Raw genomic sequence first — 17,003 nt, 5'->3', positions numbered from 1 at the left:
GTAGGAGAGCCGGCGTGAGCTTGAGGATCGTTGTCTGTGTGAAGTATGTGCCCGACGCGACCGGTGACCGGCGTTTCGCCGATGACCTGACGGTGGACCGTGAGGATGTCGATGGTCTGTTGTCGGAGCTGGACGAGTATGCGGTCGAGCAGGCGTTGCGGATCGCGGACGGGGTGGACGGGGCTGAGGTGACCGTGCTGACGGTGGGTCCCGAGGACGCGAAGGACGCGTTGCGCAAGGCGTTGTCGATGGGTGCGGACAAGGCTGTTCATGTGGAGGACGAGGGTCTGCACGGTTCGGATGCGATGGGGACGTCGTTGGTGCTGGCGAAGGCGGTCGGGGGTGCCGGGTTCGATCTGGTGATCTGCGGGATGGCGTCGACGGACGGCACGATGGGTGTGCTGCCGGCGTTGCTCGCGGAGCGGCTGGGGGTGGCTCAGGTGTCGTTGCTGTCGGAGGTGTCGGTGGCCGGTGGTGTGGTGACGGGGCGCCGGGACGGTGACACGGCCAGTGAGGTGCTGGAGGCGTCGTTGCCGGCGGTGGTGTCGGTGACGGACCAGTCGGGCGAGGCGCGGTATCCGTCGTTCAAGGGGATCATGGCGGCGAAGAAGAAGCCGGTCGAGTCGCTGGATCTGGATGATCTGGGGATCGGTGCGGGTGAGGTCGGTCTGGCGGGTGCGTGGACGGTGGTGGACGCGGTGGCCGAGCGTCCGGCGCGTACGGCGGGCACGATCGTGAAGGACGAGGGCGAGGGCGGCAGGCGGCTGGCCGAGTTCCTCGCGGGCCAGAAGTTCATCTGAGGCCCGCGTTTCCGGGTCCGCTGTTCCGTTCGGTTCGTCGTCGTTTCCCCTTTTCGTTTCGTTTCGCAGGAGATTGAAGTCCCATGGCTGAAGTTCTTGTCTATGTCGATCATGTGGACGGTGCTGTCCGCAAGCCCACGCTGGAGCTGTTGACGCTGGCGCGGCGTCTGGGTGATCCGGTGGCTGTCGCGGTGGGTGCCGGTGCGCGGGAGACGGCCGGTGTACTGGCCGGGCACGGTGCGGTGCGGGTGCTGGCGGTGGAGGGGCCGGAGTTCGCGGAGTATCTGGTGGTGCCGAAGGTCGATGCGCTGCGGGCGGCGTTCGACGCGGTGTCGCCGGTCGCGGTGCTGCTTCCGTCCTCCGCGGAGACGAAGGAGATCGCGGCGCGTCTGGCGGTGCGGACGGGTTCGGGGATCATCACGGACGCGGTGGATGTGGAGGCGGGCGAGTCGGGTCCCGTCGCGACGCAGTCCGCGTTCGCGGCGTCGTTCACGACGCGGTCGCGGGTGGTGCGGGGTGTCGCGGTGATCACGGTGAAGCCGAACTCGGCGCCGGTGGAGCCGGCCGCGGCCGCGGGTGCTCTGGAGGACCTGGCGGTGGTCTTCTCGGGTACGGAGAACGTGGCGCGGGTCGTGTCGCGTACGCCGCGTGAGTCGACGGGCCGTCCGGAGCTCACCGAGGCCGCGATCGTGGTGTCGGGCGGGCGCGGGGTCAACGGTGCGGAGAACTTCCCGCTGATCGAGGCGCTCGCGGACTCCCTGGGCGCGGCGGTCGGTGCCTCGCGTGCCGCGGTCGACGCCGGGTGGTACCCGCACTCCAGCCAGGTCGGGCAGACCGGCAAGTCGGTCTCCCCGCAGCTGTACATCGCATCCGGGATCTCCGGCGCGATCCAGCACCGGGCCGGGATGCAGACGTCCAAGACGATCGTCGCAATCAACAAGGACGCCGAGGCCCCGATCTTCGACCTCGTCGACTACGGCGTCGTCGGCGACCTCTTCGACGTCGTCCCCCAGCTCACCGAAGAGATCAACACCCGCAAGGGCTGACCCCCACACCACACAGCACAGCACGCAAGACACGGCGCGCAACACAGCACGCAGGCGCACCACCCCCCGGGGCCGCACGGTGAAACCCACCGCGCGGCCCCGGACCATTACCGGACACCATGGAGGGACACGCGGCGGGCAGGACGGCGGTATCCGCGTGCTCGGCGGACCCGCGTTCTCACCGGCCCCTCTGCTTCGACATGTGTCAACATAGACACATGTCGAATGCAAAGGTGTCGCCGCTGACGGAGTCCGAGGTCGTTCCGTGCTGCCCGCCCCTGACCGAGCGGGCCCTGACCGCCGAGGAGGCCGTACGCACGGCCGCGATGTTCAAGGCGCTGGGCGACCCGGTGCGGCTGCGGCTGTTCTCACTGGTCGCCTCGCACGACGGCGGCGAGGCGTGCGTATGCGACATCTCCGATGTGGGCGTCTCCCAGCCGACCGTCTCCCACCACCTCAAGAAGCTCAAAGAGGCCGGGCTGCTCTCCTCGGAACGACGCGGTACCTGGGTCTACTACCGCGTCGAGCCGTCCGTGCTCGCCGCCATGGGACAGAAGCTGGCGTCACAGCGCTGAAGACTCCCGCCCGACACTCCCGCCCGCACGAGAGGCACGTCACCCTCGTGCGGCCCGTCCCGTTGTCACATTCGGCGGGGCCGTTTCGTCATGTCTGTGTAACCGTCGAAACGGCAAGGAGATCACCATGAACGCCCGTCTCAACCTCCTCGGCAACCCCGTCGCCGCCAAACTCACGAAGCACATCGTCTCGGCGGGCAAGGCCGTGACGGACTCGACGCTGCCGGCCGTGACGCAGGAGCTGGTGAAGATCCGCGCCAGCCAGATCAACGGCTGCGGATTCTGCACCGACATGCACACCAAGGACGCCACCCACGCCGGTGAGGAGTCGGTGCGCCTCAACCTGATCGCAGTCTGGCGGGAGGCCAAGGTCTTCACCGAGGCCGAGCGGGCCGCCCTGGAACTGACCGAGCAGGGCACCCGCATCGCCGACGCCGCCGGTGGAGTCACCGACGAAGCCTGGGCGAACGCCGCCAAGCACTACGACGAGGACCAACTGGCCGCCCTGGTGGCGCTCATCGCCCTCATCAACGCCTTCAACCGGCTGAACGTCATCGTCCAGCAGCCGGCCGGCGACTACCAGCCGGGCCAGTTCGGCTGACCGCGGCTGCGGCGTGGTGGGCCCCTGGGGCCACGGTGTCAGATCCGTGGCCCCAGGGGCTGCTGGAGGGGCGGCTGTGCCGCAGTGGTGATGCGCGTGCTGCGGACGACGGCCAGGAGCGTCGGCTCGCGGTCGCGGGGCGCCTCGTCCGGGGTCGGTGCCGGTGCCGGGTCAACCCCTCGATGGGCGAGTCCAGTTGGCCGGACCGTTCGGAATCAGGGCCGCGGCTTCCTGAAGTGTTCGATCAGACGTGAGTAGCTGTCGTCGGCGTGACCGTCCGCGAGGGCCCGCTCCACGAGGCTGAGCGTGTAGCTGGGGAATACGGTGTCGATGTGCCGCGCCCTGCTTTCGCGGACCAGGTCCTCGACGGAGGGCCGGTGGTGCTGGAGCGACCCGAACTTCGTCGCGTACGTACCGCGATCCACCTCGTCGGCGAGCACCGGGAAGGATGCCAGAAGCGCGGCGACGGACGGCCCGGCGTCGTCCAGGAACCGTTTCACCTCGATGCCCTCGCTGGTCAACAGGGCGGCAGCGTGCAGGAATCCGTTGAGCGTGCCCCACATGGTGCTGTGCACGGCCATCCCGTACAGCGTCGGTACACCGGCGTCCGCCGAGACCAGGGTGCTCCGGCCGCCGAGCAGCCCGATCGTCGGCCGCCAGCGGTCGAACACCGCGCCGGAACCGCCGTAGAAGATCACCGTGTCCGCGCCTCCGATGCCCGGAGCGATCGTCATGATCTGCCCATGGAGGTACCGCGCGCCCTGACCCTCGACCCACTCCGCCACGGCCCTGGCCTCGTCCGATGTCCCGTCCGTGAGGTTGACCACGGCGCGGCCCGCCAGCACGTCCCCCGCCGTTTCCAGAACCTCGCGGGCTGCGGCATTGCCCTGCACGCTGACGACCACGAGCGGGCTCGCCGCGACGGCGTCCCGTACGGTCCCGGTCCGCACGGCTCCCGCGGCGACCACGGGGTCGGCCTTCTCCGGCGTACGGTTCCACACGGTGGTGCGGCGCCCGCCGGCCAGAAAAGCGCCGGCGAGGGCTGACCCCATCTCGCCCAGGCCGATCACGGTCACGTTCGGCCGGGCATCGGTGTTCTGCGAGCCAGTCGTCATCAGTTGCCCTCTCTCCGGTTGTGGCGGCCCGGCCCCCGACCGGTGCCGCCACCGCTTCTGCGGTGGAACAACACGCTAGAAACCCAACCGCAGTTGAGGTCAAGCGAGACTTCGGCCACCGTTCCGCCGGCCCGTCCCGGCACTCACCTGGACGGCTCCGGCGCGATCTCCTGGATCAGACCCTCGACCAGGGCCTTGATCTCGTCACGAATGGGCCGCACGGCCGCGACGCCCTGCCCGGCCGGGTCCTCCAGCTGCCAGTCGAGGTAGCGCTCGCCGGGAAAGACCGGGCAGGTGTCGCCGCACCCCATCGTGACGCAGACGTCCGACTCCTTGACGGCGTCGACGGTGAGGGCCTTCGGGATCTCGGCGGAGATGTCGATGCCGACTTCCGCCATGACCTCGACGGCCGCGGGGTTGACCGCGTCGCCGGGGTCGGATCCGGCGGAGCGGACCTCCACGCGGTCCCCGGCGAGGTGGTACAGCCACGCGGCGGCCATCTGGGAACGGCCGGCGTTGTGGACACAGACGAAGAGCACAGAGGGCTTCTCGGACATCAGGAGGTCTCTCTTGTCTCACGAACGAAGCGAACGAACCAAACGAAGCGAATGCATCAGGAGCAAGCGATATCAGCAGCCAGCGACATCAGCCCCCAGCGATGTGAGAGCACCAGCCCACGATGACGTCAGTCGACACTGAACTGATGCGGGTGCTGGGCGATCCACTCCGGCTCCGGATCGTGACCCTGCTCGCCCGCGAGACGCTGCGGGCCAGTTCGCCGAGCCGGCCGAGTCCGCCCGTACCGCAGCCGAGAACAAGAGGGCCTGTCCGTGACCGCCGCGCAAGCACCCGCGACCAGCACGGATACACCGGTCGTCCGAAAGCTGTCGACGCTCGACCGTTTCCGCGCCGTCTGGATCCTCCTGGCCATGGCCCTCGGCCTCGGCCTGGGACGGCTCGTCCCCGGCCTGAACGACGCACTGGCGAAGGTGGAGATCGGCGGCATTTCCCTGCCCATCGCGGTCGGGCTGCTGATCATGATGTACCCGGTCCTGGCCAAGGTCCGCTACGACAAGCTCGACGCCGTCACCGGCGACCGCAAGCTCATGATCTCCTCGCTGGTCATCAACTGGATCATCGGCCCGGCCATCATGTTCGCGCTGGCCTGGATCTTCCTTCCCGACCTGCCCGACTACCGCACGGGCCTGATCATCGTCGGCCTGGCGCGCTGCATCGCGATGGTCATCATCTGGAACGACCTCGCCTGCGGCGACTGCGAAGCCGCCGCCGTCCTCGTCGCCCTCAACTCCGTCTTCCAGGTCGTCGCGTTCGGCCTGCTCGGCTGGCTCTACCTCGACCTGCTGCCCGGCTGGCTCGGCCTGGGTGACGGGCAGCGCCTCGACATCTCGATGGGGAAGATCGCGCTGAACGTCGTCATCTTCCTCGGTGTGCCCCTGGTCGCCGGCTTCCTCACCCGCCGCATCGGCGAGAAGAGGATGGGCCGCGAACCGTACGAGGCGAGGTTCCTGCCGAAGATCGGCCCCTGGACGCTCTACGGCCTGCTCTTCACAGTCGTCATCCTCTTCGCGCTCCAGGGCAGAACGATCACCTCCCAGCCGCTGGACGTCGTCCGCATCGCGCTGCCGTTGCTCGTGTACTTCGCGATCATGTTCGTCGGCACCTTCTTCCTCGGCAAGGCGATCGGTCTCGCCTACGCCCGCACCGCGACGCTCGCGTTCACCGCCGCCGGGAACAACTTCGAACTCGCCATCGCGGTCGCCATCGCCACCTTCGGCGTCACCTCCGGCCAGGCGCTCTCCGGCGTGGTCGGGCCGCTGATCGAGGTCCCGGTCCTGATCGCGCTGGTGTACGTGTCCCTCGCCTGGCGCAAGAAGTTCACCCCGGCACCCTTGGGTTCATGACACCGCACCCGCGGGTGGTGGTGATCGGCGTCGGCCGGCCGGCCCGAGGTGCGGCTCGCGGGATCACCGAGCCGCTGGACACGTAGAACGCGTGCGCCCTCGCGGCGGGGGCGCACGCAAAGGCACGGGCGAGGGCGACAATCACGGCAGCCGACGGGCGGGCAACTGCGGCCCTGGGACGTCAACGACCCTGTCGTCCCCAGCGGTTGGGTTCGAATCCGCATGTCCGGGCCACCGCCCATCCCCATGCCACCACCAGGACCACGCCGGGCACCGCCCCCAGCGCGACGAGGGCTCCGTGGAACAGGAGGAGCGGACCCGCTACGAGCCCCGCGACGAGGACCCCCAGCACGAACCCGCCCACCCAGCGGTCGTCGTCCTCGGTCCAGCCCTGGACGCGCAGCCCGGCGAGTATCAGCACCATGAGCCAGAACTCGGTGCCGAACAGCCACCCGAACTCCCCTGTGCTCGCCCGGACCATCCGCGCGTCGACGTACGAAACGATCACCGCCAGAGGACCGACGACGGCCGACTTCCCGGCCGCCGCGAGCAACGATGCCGCTGTCGGAACATGTCCCACCACGGACCGGTCCCCGCCCTCACCCGACGGTCCGTCATCCCCGTCAGCCGTCTCCGTCACCTGGCTTCCTCCCCGCGATGGCAGCTCTCCCGGTGTCTGTGACACACCGATCCTGACAGGTGCCTCTGACAGGCGTCTGCGACAGGTGCGCCGACCGTTGCTCCGCAGGTGCTCCGCACATGGCGCCCGCCTGGTGCGGAGCACCTGCGGGCACATGGCGCCCGCCTGGTGCCGCGAGTCGGTCCGGTCTCCCTGCGAGGGCACTCGGCGACCGGCCGGACCTTCCCGACGAGACCGTTTGGCCTCAGCCGTGGTTCACGTATGAGGCTGCTCCTCAGGCGGCGTTGGCCGCGTCCGGAACGGATCATGCCGATCGAGGAGCCCTCGTGATGAGCGAGACAGTGACCCAGTGGATCAGGCAGCACGCCCACCCTCTCACCACTCTGGATCCGGAGGCGCCCTTGACTGATCTCTCGCCTCTGGCCGGCCTCATCGGTGACGCCGAGATCGTCGCCATCGGTGCCATGACCCGCCAGTCCCACGAACTGTCCGCTCTCGCACACAGGACCGTCCGGCTCCTCGTCGAGGACCTGGGGTTCCGCTCACTGGCTTTGGAAGGCGACGACGCGGCGAGGATCGGACTCGGCGAGTACATCGGAAGCGGTACGGGAAACCCGGAGGCATCACTGTCCGGCGCACGGACGTTCTGGCGGACCGAGGAGATGCTCGACCTCGTCCGATGGATGCGCTCCTACAACCGACGCAACCCCGATGCCCCGGTCCGGTTCACCGAAGACCTCGGCAGCTCCGGGACACCCCGGCCGGACGATCACGCCGCAATCGACCGGGACTTGACCGAGAGCGTGAGGCGGTGGCACGAACATTCCGGCGACAGAATCGTCTACTTGGGCGGCCTCGCCCATACCGCCAACGGCGACGCGCGCACCACCTACCCCACGTCGCCGCCGGTGACACACCGGAACGCGGGCAGCCATATGCGCGAGTACTTCGGATCGGGTTACCTGAGCATCGGCCTGACGTTCCACCACGGCATGGCTCCCTACCCCATTCCCGCTCCACCCGCGGAGTTCGCCGACGCCGTCCTGGGCAGCGCCGGTCTGGACGCCTATGTCCTGGACCTGCGCGGTGAAGGCCCCGCCGCCGCACGGGCATGGCTCGACGCCCCGGCCAGGACGCGCGTGGTGCGGTCCCGTCTACGACCCGGCCGACAACGCCGCCTACCGTCTTTCTGGTGGGTCGTTGGCCGACTGGTTCGACGTCGTCCTCCACTCCCGAGTGGTCACGCCCGCGCGCCTCCTTGAGTAGGGCGGCACAGGGATGCGGCCGTGACGACGAACGGCCCTCGTGCCGTGGCCCCACCGCCGGACGTGATCATGTGGAAGATCACCTCGGACGGGTACCGGCCCGTTCTCGCTGCGCTCGACCAGGTCGTGCGCAGTAGAAGGAACGGTCGATGAGCAGCGTGATATAGCACAAGAAAACCGGCCGCAGACGAACCCGGCCGTACCACCGGAAGATCGAACGGTCACCTGGCTCTTCAGCCACCTCCGCCCCATCGTGCGAGAACGAAAAGGCAGTCACTTCCTCGCCTTCCCAAGCCCGACCGGAGCCCTCACGCGCTAAAGAAATCAAGCGAAACTCGCCACGTGAGACGTCCTTTCAGGCACGGGATTGGTCCTGAAATTCTCCGAGGCGTCCCGCGAGGCGGGACGCGGACCCCTCGTCACATGACAGAACAACGGAGAACTTGCTGAGCGTCACACCCTCGGGCCGCTTGGTGTAGGACCACCGTTGACCAGCGCGCCATAGCGACCTGAAAAACTCCTCGCGAGCCCCACCATCCCCGGAAAGGACACTCTCGGTGGATTCAATGATCAGGATATGATAATCCGATGAAAGCCATTGGAGATCGCGAAGGCAATCGTAGAGGGCATTCCAGTTCCATCCAAAGTATTCAGGAAATTTCAGCCTTTCCGAAAACTGCTGAAATACCGACACCTCGTCGGGCATATCGTGGCCATTTAGACGCGCCACGTAAACACTACCCGACGCGGGCAGGAGTTCATCGAGAGGCAGACCGCCGCCTGCCGTGATGATGTGCATCCATGGGGCGACACGGATTGCCCGCGCTTCTTCTTTCATCACTCCACCCATCCGGGACTTCTGCCCACGATGTACGTCTGATAGTGAGTCGGAGTGTAGTAGGCGGACCCATCACTGCCGAACACCCAGCGCTCGCCGCCTGGCTTAGGATTGTCCGGTGATGGATAGCTCCCATATTCTTGATACGTGATCGGCTTGCCTGAGGGCTCATGGGTGGGAAGTTGGTATCCGCCATTTCTGCCATTATTTTCGAATGTTTCGGTCCACCACTTCGGACCGTGAAAACCTGGCCCGCCCCACCAGCCGAAGTTGTACTTCTCCATGTCTCGAAGGACTTGCATGGACTCTTCAGGAATAGATTTCGGGGACCATCCTTGAACGTTGTCAACATCCCCCAGAGTTGCTCCCGGCTTGAATTCTGTGCAGCCCGAAAGACCCATGGGATCAACCCAGGTGTGAGGATTGAGGATATACGCCGCCGAGTTGGGCGCTGGGGCGAGTCCCAAGGGGTCATGGCTGAGATAGCGGGCAGTTTCGGGTTCGTAGTAGCGGAAGTAGTTGTAGTGCAGACCCGTTTCCGGGTCGAAATACTGGCCGGGAAATCGAAGGGGCGTGTACGTCGTGCTGGTGGATGCCCAAGTTGTGGTGCCCCAGAGAGTGGTGCGGGTATGCCAGGCCAGTGTGCCCGATTCGTCGATCAGTTCTGTAGGGGTGCCTACCAGGTCGGTGATGATGCTGAAGAAGCGGGAGTTGATGGCCTCCTGGGGTGCTCCGCGGTCCAGGAGGCGTTCCCTTTGAATGAGAGGCTGCAGACCCTTGTGGTCCCAGGTGAGCACTACCGAGTGAGGAACGTCCGGTGACTCTGTTGTCTGTTCGCAGAGAGTTGTGCCATCCCAGGTGAACGTGACTTGTTCGAGGACCGTCGCGCCGTCGGAGGCGAGGCGTTGCTTGGAGCTTCGGCGGCCGAGGGCGTCGTAGGCATAGCGCCAAACCACGCCACCGGGGGTAGTCACCGAACACAATCGGTCTTCGGCATCCCACTCGTAGCGCCAGGTGTCCGGCTTGTGGGATAGGCGGGTCTTCCGGCGCAGAGTGATGCGGCCCAATGCGTCGTGTTCGTAGTGAGTCCTACCCGCGCGTGCGATGTTCGTGCGGGCGTAGTCGCGGGAGCCCGCAGCCTCCTGGCCAGGGTGGGTCGACGGCCAGGAGGCGTCCGTCTGGTTTCCCGCCTCGTCGTAGGCGTACCGCTCGGTCCAGCCTGCCGCGTGAACGGCGGTGACCCGGCCGGTCGGGTCCAGGTCGAAGGTCTTGGCGCCCGCGAGCTGGTCGTCCACGCCCACCAGATTGCCGTCCGCGCGGTACGTGTAGTCGCGGCGCTGGATGCTGTGACCCGCTCCGGTGACATGTTGGGTGGTGAGACGGCCCATGTGGTCGTACCGGGACGACAACGCAACGGCGTCGCCGATCCGGCGGGCGACCTCCTGGCCGACCGCGTCGTAGTCGAAGGCCATGGTACGGCCGGACGCGGTCAGGGAGGTGCGGCAGCCGACCAGGTCGTAGGTCCAGGTGCTGACCGCCCCCGTCGGAGTCGTCCGGCCGGTTCGGCGGCCGAGCTCGTCGTACGCGAATGTCGTCGTCCGGCCATTGACGGTTTCGGACTTGAGGTGGCCATATCGGTCGCGGAGGCGTGAAATCGCGGAGTCCGACTTGACCGCTTCCGCCAGTTGGTCGGCGAAGTCGTAGGCGAATGTCGTCACGGCCCCCGCAGCGTCCTTACGGACAACGCGGTCCAACTCGTCCCGCTCGTAGCGGATGGCTTGGCCGAGCGCGTTCGTCCGGGAGATGAGCCGCCCTGCCTCGTCCCTCTCATACGTCATCGTCCGCTCGTCGAAGTCGGTCTCGGACGTGACCTGGCCGACCGGGTCATACTCATAATCCCAGTTCAGCCCCTGGGGGTTGGTGACCCGCGTGAGGTTGAGACTGGTGTCGTGGCTGAACTCGTAGCGGACACCGTCCGGCCCTGTGCGGGCAGTCAAGAGATCGAAGTCCGTGTACTCGAAGGTCGTGGCCCCACCCATGGCGTCGACGTGGCGGACGCAGTTGCCCTCACCATCGATTGTCCATGTTTGCTCGCTGCCGTCCCCCTCGGTACGGCGGGAGAGCTCACCCTCGACCGTCCACTCAAGGCGCGTGACGGCACCCAGCGGGTCGCTGATCGATACGGGTCGGCCGAAGGCGTCGCGCTCATAGCGCGTTGTCGCCCCCTGGGGATCCGTGATGGCCACGGGGAGACCGGCCTCGTCGGAGACGACCGTCGAGGTGTGCCCGAGCAGGTCGGTGATGGAGGTGAGGTTGCCGGTCTCGTCATAGGTGAAGTGGGTGGATACTGCGGACGGCTCCGTCACGGATGTCCGGTTGCCGCAGGCATCGAACGTCTGACGCGTGATATTGCCGTCGGTGCCGACGATCCGGACCGGGAGCCCGAGTTCGTTGTACTCAGTGCGTGACTGACGGCCGTCGGGCCGTTCCACCACGGTGAGGCGGCCGGCTTCGTCGTACGTGTAGCGGCCGACTCGGCCCAGGGGGTTCGTGCGGGACAGCAGGCGATGGCACCGGTCGTACTCGAAGCGGGTGACCGCTCCCAGGGCGTTGATCTCGGCAACGACCTGGGAGCGGTCGTTGATCACGTAACGCGTGGTGTGGCCGAGGCCGTTTGTCATGGACGTCATGCGCAGGCCGGTGGTGGGATCTGTTTCGTCCCAGGTGAAGTGGGCTTCGAGGTGGCCGTTGGTGCCGGTCTGGTGCACACAGCGGTCATCTTCGTCGTAGACGTACTCGTACCGGCTGCCGTTGGTGTCCGTCCACGACGTGATGCGGCCCAGCTCGTCGCAGCCGAAGCTCAGGGGCTTGCCTGAGGAGTTGGTGACAGCGGTGAGGTGTCCGTCGGTGTAGTCGTAGCGGAGGATTTCCTGGTCGGAACCGCCCGGCGCGGCGCCCGCCAGGTGCAGAGCGGTGATCCTTTCCTCGTTCGTGGTGAGTTTCAGGTGGTAGCCGCCGTGGTGCACGATCGAGGTCGGAGCGCCCGCCTCGTCGTACTCGAAGGTGATCCATCGGCCGTTGCGGTCGTCGATCTGAGCCAGAAGCGCCAGCTCCCCGTTGGGGTGGTCGACGAAGTGCCGGACCCTGCCGGTATCCGGATCGGTGACGGTGTAGCCGTCGTCCACTCGGTCCAGGGGCCAGCGCCGACCATGCGTAGGCATCACAGGAACGCCGGGCGCGGGGTGTGGATAGGCGAGCAGACTGCCCTCGTTGCAGCTGAAGACCACGCCTTCCGCGTCGATCTCAAGGCACTGGTCGATCGTGCTCGACCAGCCGGTACCGAACCAGCCCCCGACTCGGTGCGAGGAGTCGAAGACGCGCTCGAAGACAAGAGGCAATGATCCCGGTAGCACGATGTCGGTCTGCGGGAGCAGCATGCGGCCGGTCGCGACGTCGACAGGGTCTCCGGCGCACTTGACCTCGCTGCACTTCTTGGCGTTGGACTCGGGGTTCTTCCCGTGTTCGTGACGGTTCTTGCCCTTGGGGCGCTTGAGGAGGTCCTTCATCCCGGCCCGCAGGCCGCCCTTGATCAGGCCACCGCCCTTTGTGCCGGCCAGTTCGGGGACGAGTCGGCCGATGAATTCGGATGGGTCGCCCTTGGCGGCTTCCCAGGCATTCTTGAGTGCCCGGTCGGGGTTGGTCGCGCTGGACACGAGGCCGGCGAGCGTCATGTTGACGCCTTTGTAGTACTCGGCCGGATGCGTCAGGTTGTAGAGGTCGGTGGGGTTGACCGAGCGGATGAAGTTGACCAACCCCGCGGTGCCCTTGATGACGCCACCACCGAAGTGGGCCAGTTCGATACCCTGGCCGACCCCGTAGTCGTAAAGGTCCTGCTCGGCCCGGCCCAGGCCGGTGGGCTCCTTCGGAGCGTGCGCCATCGCAGCGGTGATCGCCCCCTTGGCCGCTTCGGCGGCCTCGCTGCGGGCCCGCCGCGCATGTTGCAGCATCTCCTGTGCGCGCTGCCGCTTGGCCGCACCAGGATCGGAGAACTTCCCCGGATGCGGGAGCGGGTGATCGGTGTTGCGGACCGCGTTGTACGCCTCCGCCTTCTCCCTGAACGAGGCAGCGGCCGTCTTGTGGTCGTGCTTGCCCTCCTTGTAGAGGGCGATCGCCTCGCCGGCCTTGGCCTGTGCGCTGGTGACCGTACCGGCGTATGTCTCCATTGCGATTGCCGCGTCCTCGAACGCATCCGCCGCCCGCAGCCAGTCGGTGGGCAGGGTCTCGAACTTCGCCCGGAAGGCATCGGCGGCCACACCCTTCCAGCGGCCGGAGTCGAGCTTCTTCATCCCGCCGCCGACGAGGTCGAACGCGCGTCGGAAGTCGCGGAGGTTCTTCACCGCCGCGGCGATCTTCTCCGGCCTGCCGTGGATCAGCTCGTTCGCTTCCTCGCTCTGCCCGAGCTGCTGCTCCCCGACCTCTGCCCCCAGCGAGGAGGCGGTTTCATCGCCCCAGTCCTCGACCTTGTCCGCCCACTCGTCGGCACCGACCTTCTCCAGACCGGATCCGAGTACATCGGTGCCCTTGTCGATCCCCTCGCCGACGATCTCCTTGCCCTTGTCGACGAGATTGCCGACACCGTCGTAGAGGTCTCCGCCGAACTTCCCCCAGTCCACCATCAGTTGCCCTGCCCCCACCGCGGCTGCTCAGCCTGTTCGATGGTCTCCTGCGACGGATCGAGCTTCTCCTTCAGCGTCTCGTCCAAGGCATCGCGCCGCTCCGGGGAGATGAACCCGGAGTTCTCCCACGAGTCGAGCAGTGCGTCCTCCGCGTCATACGTGGTGTCCCGCCACGTCTGGCCCACCTCGTCGTTGGCCGCGGCCATCGAGTCCCAGCTCCAGTCCGGGTTGTCGTACGTGGACTGCTTGCTGATCGTGTCCCAGCTCATGGCCTTGACGTCGTCCTCGGACAGGTGCGGATTTCCGTTCACGGAGTTCACGCCGACCTTGAACGAGTCCTTGATGTACTGCTCCTGCTCGGCGAAGGAACCCGCCGACAGCCCGACTCCCTGGGCGAAGCCGTTGCCCTTCTGCGTGAGGGCCCGTACGCCCCACTCCCAGCGGTTGCAGAATGTCTCGAACTCCGAAGTCAGCCCACCATGTCCCAACTCCAGCCCCGACAAGGCGAGATCCGAGAATCCCCGACCCGTCGATGCCTCTCCGATGGACCCGAGTTCCTTCAACTCCGCATGCGCCAGATCGATGCCTTTCGCAATCGCGGCCAGCGCCTCTGCCGGTACGTCAAGATCAGGTGTCTCCCCGCTCATCGCATCCCCCTGAGATCCACCGCAACCGCATCCGGCACGATGCCGGCCACCGGGGGAAACACCATGCCGTCGTCACTGCCCGCGTCCAGCGCCACCCCCGCAGGCCCCGGCAGCATCGGCACCATCACATCCAGCAACCGCGCACCCAGCGCCGCCCGGTACGCCCACTCCCGCTCGGCATCCCCCCGGGCTTGTGCGAACCGGGCCAACGCCTCCTCGTCCGAGAACGCACAGATCCAGCGCACCCCGTTCTGTTCCGCCGACCACAGATCCCCGTCAACATCCAGTGGCACCAGCACCGCTGATCGCCGGAACTCGCCCAGCAACACTGCAAACTCATCCCGAGCAGCCACCGGATCGTCGTCCGGTGTCATGGCACAGGCCAGGACCGGGGCCGGTGCCTCACGCCGTGCTGAACGCGCCTCTTCAGCAGGCCAATCGGCCAAGTCGGCGATCCTTGAACGCCGGGCAGGCGGCTCTGCTCTGTCATCCCCGTCATAGAACACGCGTCAAATGCTGTCACGGCACGCTTCCCAAGAGCAACGAGCAAAATCGGTCAGCAGGTCACGGACCGAGCCATGTCCAGCTCCACGCGCGCAGAGGGCCGGTCCGTGGACACGCCCCTCGGAAATGCTCCGCTGAGCCCCTCGGCCCTTTCCGAGCTACCGAAATCGCCTCGTGATCACCCCAGTGACCAGAGCCGTACGGCTGGGCCAGAGCCTCGGAGCAAGCGTCTGCCGAGCGTCGGCACGTCTCCGGACGATGCCTCGAAATCATCGCCGATACGGTTGCTTCCACCGTGGACTCGCAGGGCCGCACGTCAGGCACCCCTCACAGCAGGCTCAAGAATCACCACGCACTCCTCGTTCGAGGTCATCGGAACACGTCCACACCATGCGAACGCTGATCATGACCGGCAGGACCAGAGCTGTGACATGAGCGGATTAAACCGTACGGTGGCGGCGTTATGCCTGATCAGCGCCGATTCGCACCGAGGCGGGTCGGCCGGAACTGGAGGCATGGCTGTGCACGGTGAGTACAAGGTCCCCGGCGGCAAGCTCGTTGTGGTGGATCTGGACGTAGAGGGTGGGGCGCTGCGCAACGTGCGGGTGGCCGGGGACTTCTTCCTGGAACCCGACGAGGCGATCCTCGCCATCGACGCGGCCCTCGAAGGTGCCCCGGCCAACACCGACACCGCAGGTCTCGCCGCCCGGATCGACGCCGCGCTGCCCGCGTCCGCGGTGATGCTCGGGCTGACCACGGAAGGCGTCGCCGTCGCCGTGCGCCGGGCCCTGGCGCAGGCCACCGAGTGGAGCGACTACGACTGGCAGCTCATCCGCGAAGCACCCCAGTCCCCCGCCCTGCACATGGCCCTCGACGAGGTCATCACCGCCGAGGTCGCTGCAGGCCACCGCCCGCCGACTCTCCGGGTCTGGGAATGGGCCTCCCCCGCGGTGATCATCGGCAGCTTCCAGTCCCTGCGCAACGAGGTCGACCGGGAGGCCGCCGCGCGGCACGGCGTCGACATCGTGCGCCGGATCTCGGGCGGGGGCGCCATGTTCGTGGAGCCCGGCAACACCATCACGTACTCGCTCTCCGTGCCGGACTCCCTCGTCTCCGGACTCTCCTTCGCCGACAGTTACGCCTATCTCGACGACTGGGTCCTCGGGGCACTCGGCGACATGGGTATCCGGGCCTGGTACCAGCCGTTGAACGACATCGCCACGGACGCCGGGAAGATCGCGGGCGCGGCGCAGAAGCGCGTGGTGGGCCGGGAGGGCGCGGTGCTCCACCACGTGACCATGTCCTACGACATCGACGCCGACAAGATGCTCGAAGTGCTCCGGATCGGCAAGGAGAAGCTCTCCGACAAGGGCACCAAGAGCGCCAAGAAGCGCGTCGACCCGCTGCGCCGCCAGACGGGGCTGCCGCGCGAGATCGTCATCGACAACATGATCGACTCCTTCCGCAACCGGCACGGGCTCACCCCCGGCAAGGTGACCGGCGAGGAGATGGCGCGCGCCGAGGAACTCGTCGGCACCAAGTTCGGTACGGCGGAGTGGACGGCGCGGGTGCCGTAACCCCTGCCGTCATCACCCCGCCGCGCCCCTCGTCCCCCGCCCTTCCGTCCCCCGCTCTTCGCGCCCGCGTAGGCCGAACGGCGTCTCCCGGCGCGCGCCGGATGCGATTCCGCGTCGTCATGGGAGTCGTGGCCCGCGTCGTGCGGGCCACGTACCGCTGTGGCCATTGCCACCGGGTCGAGGAGACGCCAGGATGAAACGCATGATCGTGAAGGCCGCCTCGGTGGCTGTGGTCGCCTTCTTCGCCACCGCAGCCACCGGCTGCGGTGGCGGAGACAACAGCGGATCGTCCGCCTCCGCCTCTCCCTCCGCCTCACTGTCCGCGTCCGCGTCCGCCTCCGCATCGGCGGGGCCGGCTGCCGGGAAGGTGGCGACCGCCACCGGTGCGCTGGGCACATTCCTGGTCGACGGTGACGGCCGCACTCTGTACCTCTTCGAGGCCGACACCTCCACCAAGTCCACCTGTACGGGCACCTGTGCCGCGGCCTGGCCGCCCGTGACCGTGACCGCCGAACCGGTCGCGGGAAAGGGGGCGAAGGCGGACCTGCTGGGCACCACCACACGGGGCGACGGCAAGAAGGAAGTCACGTACAACGGTCATCCCCTGTACTACTTCGGGGGCGACACCAAGGCCGGTGACACCAAGGGGCAGGGCTCCACGGCGTTCGGCGCCACGTGGTACGTGCTCGATCCGGCCGGCAAGAAGATCACGGGTCCGGCATCGCCCAGCGGGCAGCCGACCAGCGGTCAGCCGACCGGCGGCGGGTACTGAACGCCTTGCCGCCCCGGTCGGTCCC

15 protein-coding genes and 1 pseudogene are annotated in these 17,003 nt (G+C 67.2%); 9 read left to right on the top strand and 7 right to left on the bottom strand.

Annotated features, from left to right (window positions below; translation table 11 throughout):
- Positions 1–14: 14 nt before the first annotated feature.
- The 4 genes from A6A29_RS08370 to A6A29_RS08355 all read left to right on the top strand — a co-directional run bounded on the left by A6A29_RS08370 (position 15) and on the right by A6A29_RS08355 (position 3,022).
- A complete protein-coding gene (locus A6A29_RS08370) occupies positions 15–800 on the top strand; it encodes an electron transfer flavoprotein subunit beta/FixA family protein (RefSeq protein WP_073719329.1) in 786 nt (261 codons plus the stop codon).
- 83 nt (positions 801–883) lie between these two features.
- Positions 884–1,846 (top strand): electron transfer flavoprotein subunit alpha/FixB family protein, encoded by a 963-nt coding sequence (locus A6A29_RS08365; RefSeq protein ID WP_073719328.1) that lies wholly within the window; start codon positions 884–886, stop codon positions 1,844–1,846.
- Positions 1,847–2,064: 218 nt separating this feature from the next.
- The gene (locus tag A6A29_RS08360; RefSeq protein ID WP_073719327.1) at positions 2,065–2,421 is read left to right on the top strand and encodes an ArsR/SmtB family transcription factor; all 357 of its coding nucleotides are present in this window, start codon (positions 2,065–2,067) and stop codon (positions 2,419–2,421) included.
- A gap of 127 nt (positions 2,422–2,548) precedes the next feature.
- Positions 2,549–3,022 (top strand): carboxymuconolactone decarboxylase family protein, encoded by a 474-nt coding sequence (locus A6A29_RS08355; protein WP_073719326.1) that lies wholly within the window; start codon positions 2,549–2,551, stop codon positions 3,020–3,022.
- Positions 3,023–3,237: 215 nt separating this feature from the next.
- On the opposite strand, the gene A6A29_RS08350 is transcribed toward A6A29_RS08355, so the two are convergent.
- Together A6A29_RS08350 and A6A29_RS08345 are read right to left on the bottom strand one after the other, a co-directional pair.
- Positions 3,238–4,137, bottom strand: coding sequence for an NAD(P)-dependent oxidoreductase (locus tag A6A29_RS08350; RefSeq protein ID WP_073719325.1), 900 nt, complete (start codon positions 4,135–4,137; stop codon positions 3,238–3,240).
- Between the two features lie 143 nt (positions 4,138–4,280).
- Positions 4,281–4,694 carry an arsenate reductase ArsC gene (locus A6A29_RS08345; RefSeq protein ID WP_073719324.1) on the bottom strand — a complete coding sequence of 138 codons (414 nt, stop codon included), beginning with the start codon at positions 4,692–4,694 and terminating at the stop codon, positions 4,281–4,283.
- 122 nt (positions 4,695–4,816) lie between these two features.
- On the opposite strand from A6A29_RS08345, the pseudogene A6A29_RS47950 reads away from it, so the two are divergent.
- Both A6A29_RS47950 and arsB read left to right on the top strand, forming a co-directional pair.
- Positions 4,817–4,903: pseudogene (locus A6A29_RS47950) on the top strand (transcriptional regulator); the annotation flags it as partial.
- Between the two features lie 64 nt (positions 4,904–4,967).
- Positions 4,968–6,059 (top strand): ACR3 family arsenite efflux transporter, encoded by a 1,092-nt coding sequence (gene arsB / locus A6A29_RS08340; protein ID WP_073719323.1) that lies wholly within the window; start codon positions 4,968–4,970, stop codon positions 6,057–6,059.
- 181 nt (positions 6,060–6,240) lie between these two features.
- Here the strand turns inward: arsB and A6A29_RS08335 are convergent, their stop codons facing one another.
- Positions 6,241–6,699, bottom strand: coding sequence for a hypothetical protein (locus A6A29_RS08335; protein WP_073719322.1), 459 nt, complete (start codon positions 6,697–6,699; stop codon positions 6,241–6,243).
- A gap of 329 nt (positions 6,700–7,028) precedes the next feature.
- Between A6A29_RS08335 and A6A29_RS08330 the strand changes: the two genes are divergently transcribed.
- Positions 7,029–7,961 carry an erythromycin esterase family protein gene (locus tag A6A29_RS08330; protein WP_241838378.1) on the top strand — a complete coding sequence of 311 codons (933 nt, stop codon included), beginning with the start codon at positions 7,029–7,031 and terminating at the stop codon, positions 7,959–7,961.
- 358 nt (positions 7,962–8,319) lie between these two features.
- Here the strand turns inward: A6A29_RS08330 and A6A29_RS08325 are convergent, their stop codons facing one another.
- Genes A6A29_RS08325 through A6A29_RS08310 form a run of 4 tightly spaced genes read right to left on the bottom strand, consistent with a single transcriptional unit; the run spans position 8,320 to position 14,571 of the window.
- On the bottom strand, positions 8,320–8,802 hold the full coding sequence (locus A6A29_RS08325; protein WP_158074374.1) for a barstar family protein: 483 nt from the start codon (positions 8,800–8,802) through the stop codon (positions 8,320–8,322).
- On the bottom strand, positions 8,802–13,478 hold the full coding sequence (locus A6A29_RS08320) for a putative T7SS-secreted protein (RefSeq protein ID WP_073719320.1): 4,677 nt from the start codon (positions 13,476–13,478) through the stop codon (positions 8,802–8,804). Before A6A29_RS08320 ends, A6A29_RS08325 begins: the two co-directional genes overlap by 1 nt.
- Complete coding sequence (locus A6A29_RS08315; protein WP_073719319.1) at positions 13,478–14,125, bottom strand: hypothetical protein; 648 nt, start codon at positions 14,123–14,125, stop codon at positions 13,478–13,480. Before A6A29_RS08315 ends, A6A29_RS08320 begins: the two co-directional genes overlap by 1 nt.
- On the bottom strand, positions 14,122–14,571 hold the full coding sequence (locus A6A29_RS08310) for an SseB family protein (RefSeq protein WP_385729723.1): 450 nt from the start codon (positions 14,569–14,571) through the stop codon (positions 14,122–14,124). The genes A6A29_RS08315 and A6A29_RS08310 overlap by 4 nt, the downstream gene beginning before the upstream one ends.
- A gap of 579 nt (positions 14,572–15,150) precedes the next feature.
- On the opposite strand from A6A29_RS08310, the gene A6A29_RS08305 reads away from it, so the two are divergent.
- Together A6A29_RS08305 and A6A29_RS08300 are read left to right on the top strand one after the other, a co-directional pair.
- Positions 15,151–16,206, top strand: coding sequence for a lipoate--protein ligase family protein (locus tag A6A29_RS08305; RefSeq protein ID WP_073719371.1), 1,056 nt, complete (start codon positions 15,151–15,153; stop codon positions 16,204–16,206).
- 193 nt (positions 16,207–16,399) lie between these two features.
- Positions 16,400–16,978 (top strand): COG4315 family predicted lipoprotein, encoded by a 579-nt coding sequence (locus A6A29_RS08300; RefSeq protein ID WP_073719317.1) that lies wholly within the window; start codon positions 16,400–16,402, stop codon positions 16,976–16,978.
- Positions 16,979–17,003 lie beyond the last annotated feature (25 nt).

The sequence above is a fragment of the Streptomyces sp. TSRI0281 genome, assembly GCF_001905125.1.
Taxonomy (GTDB): domain Bacteria; phylum Actinomycetota; class Actinomycetes; order Streptomycetales; family Streptomycetaceae; genus Streptomyces.
Note: the sequence above shows the minus strand (reverse complement) of the source record. Positions and strands in the feature narration are given on the sequence as shown.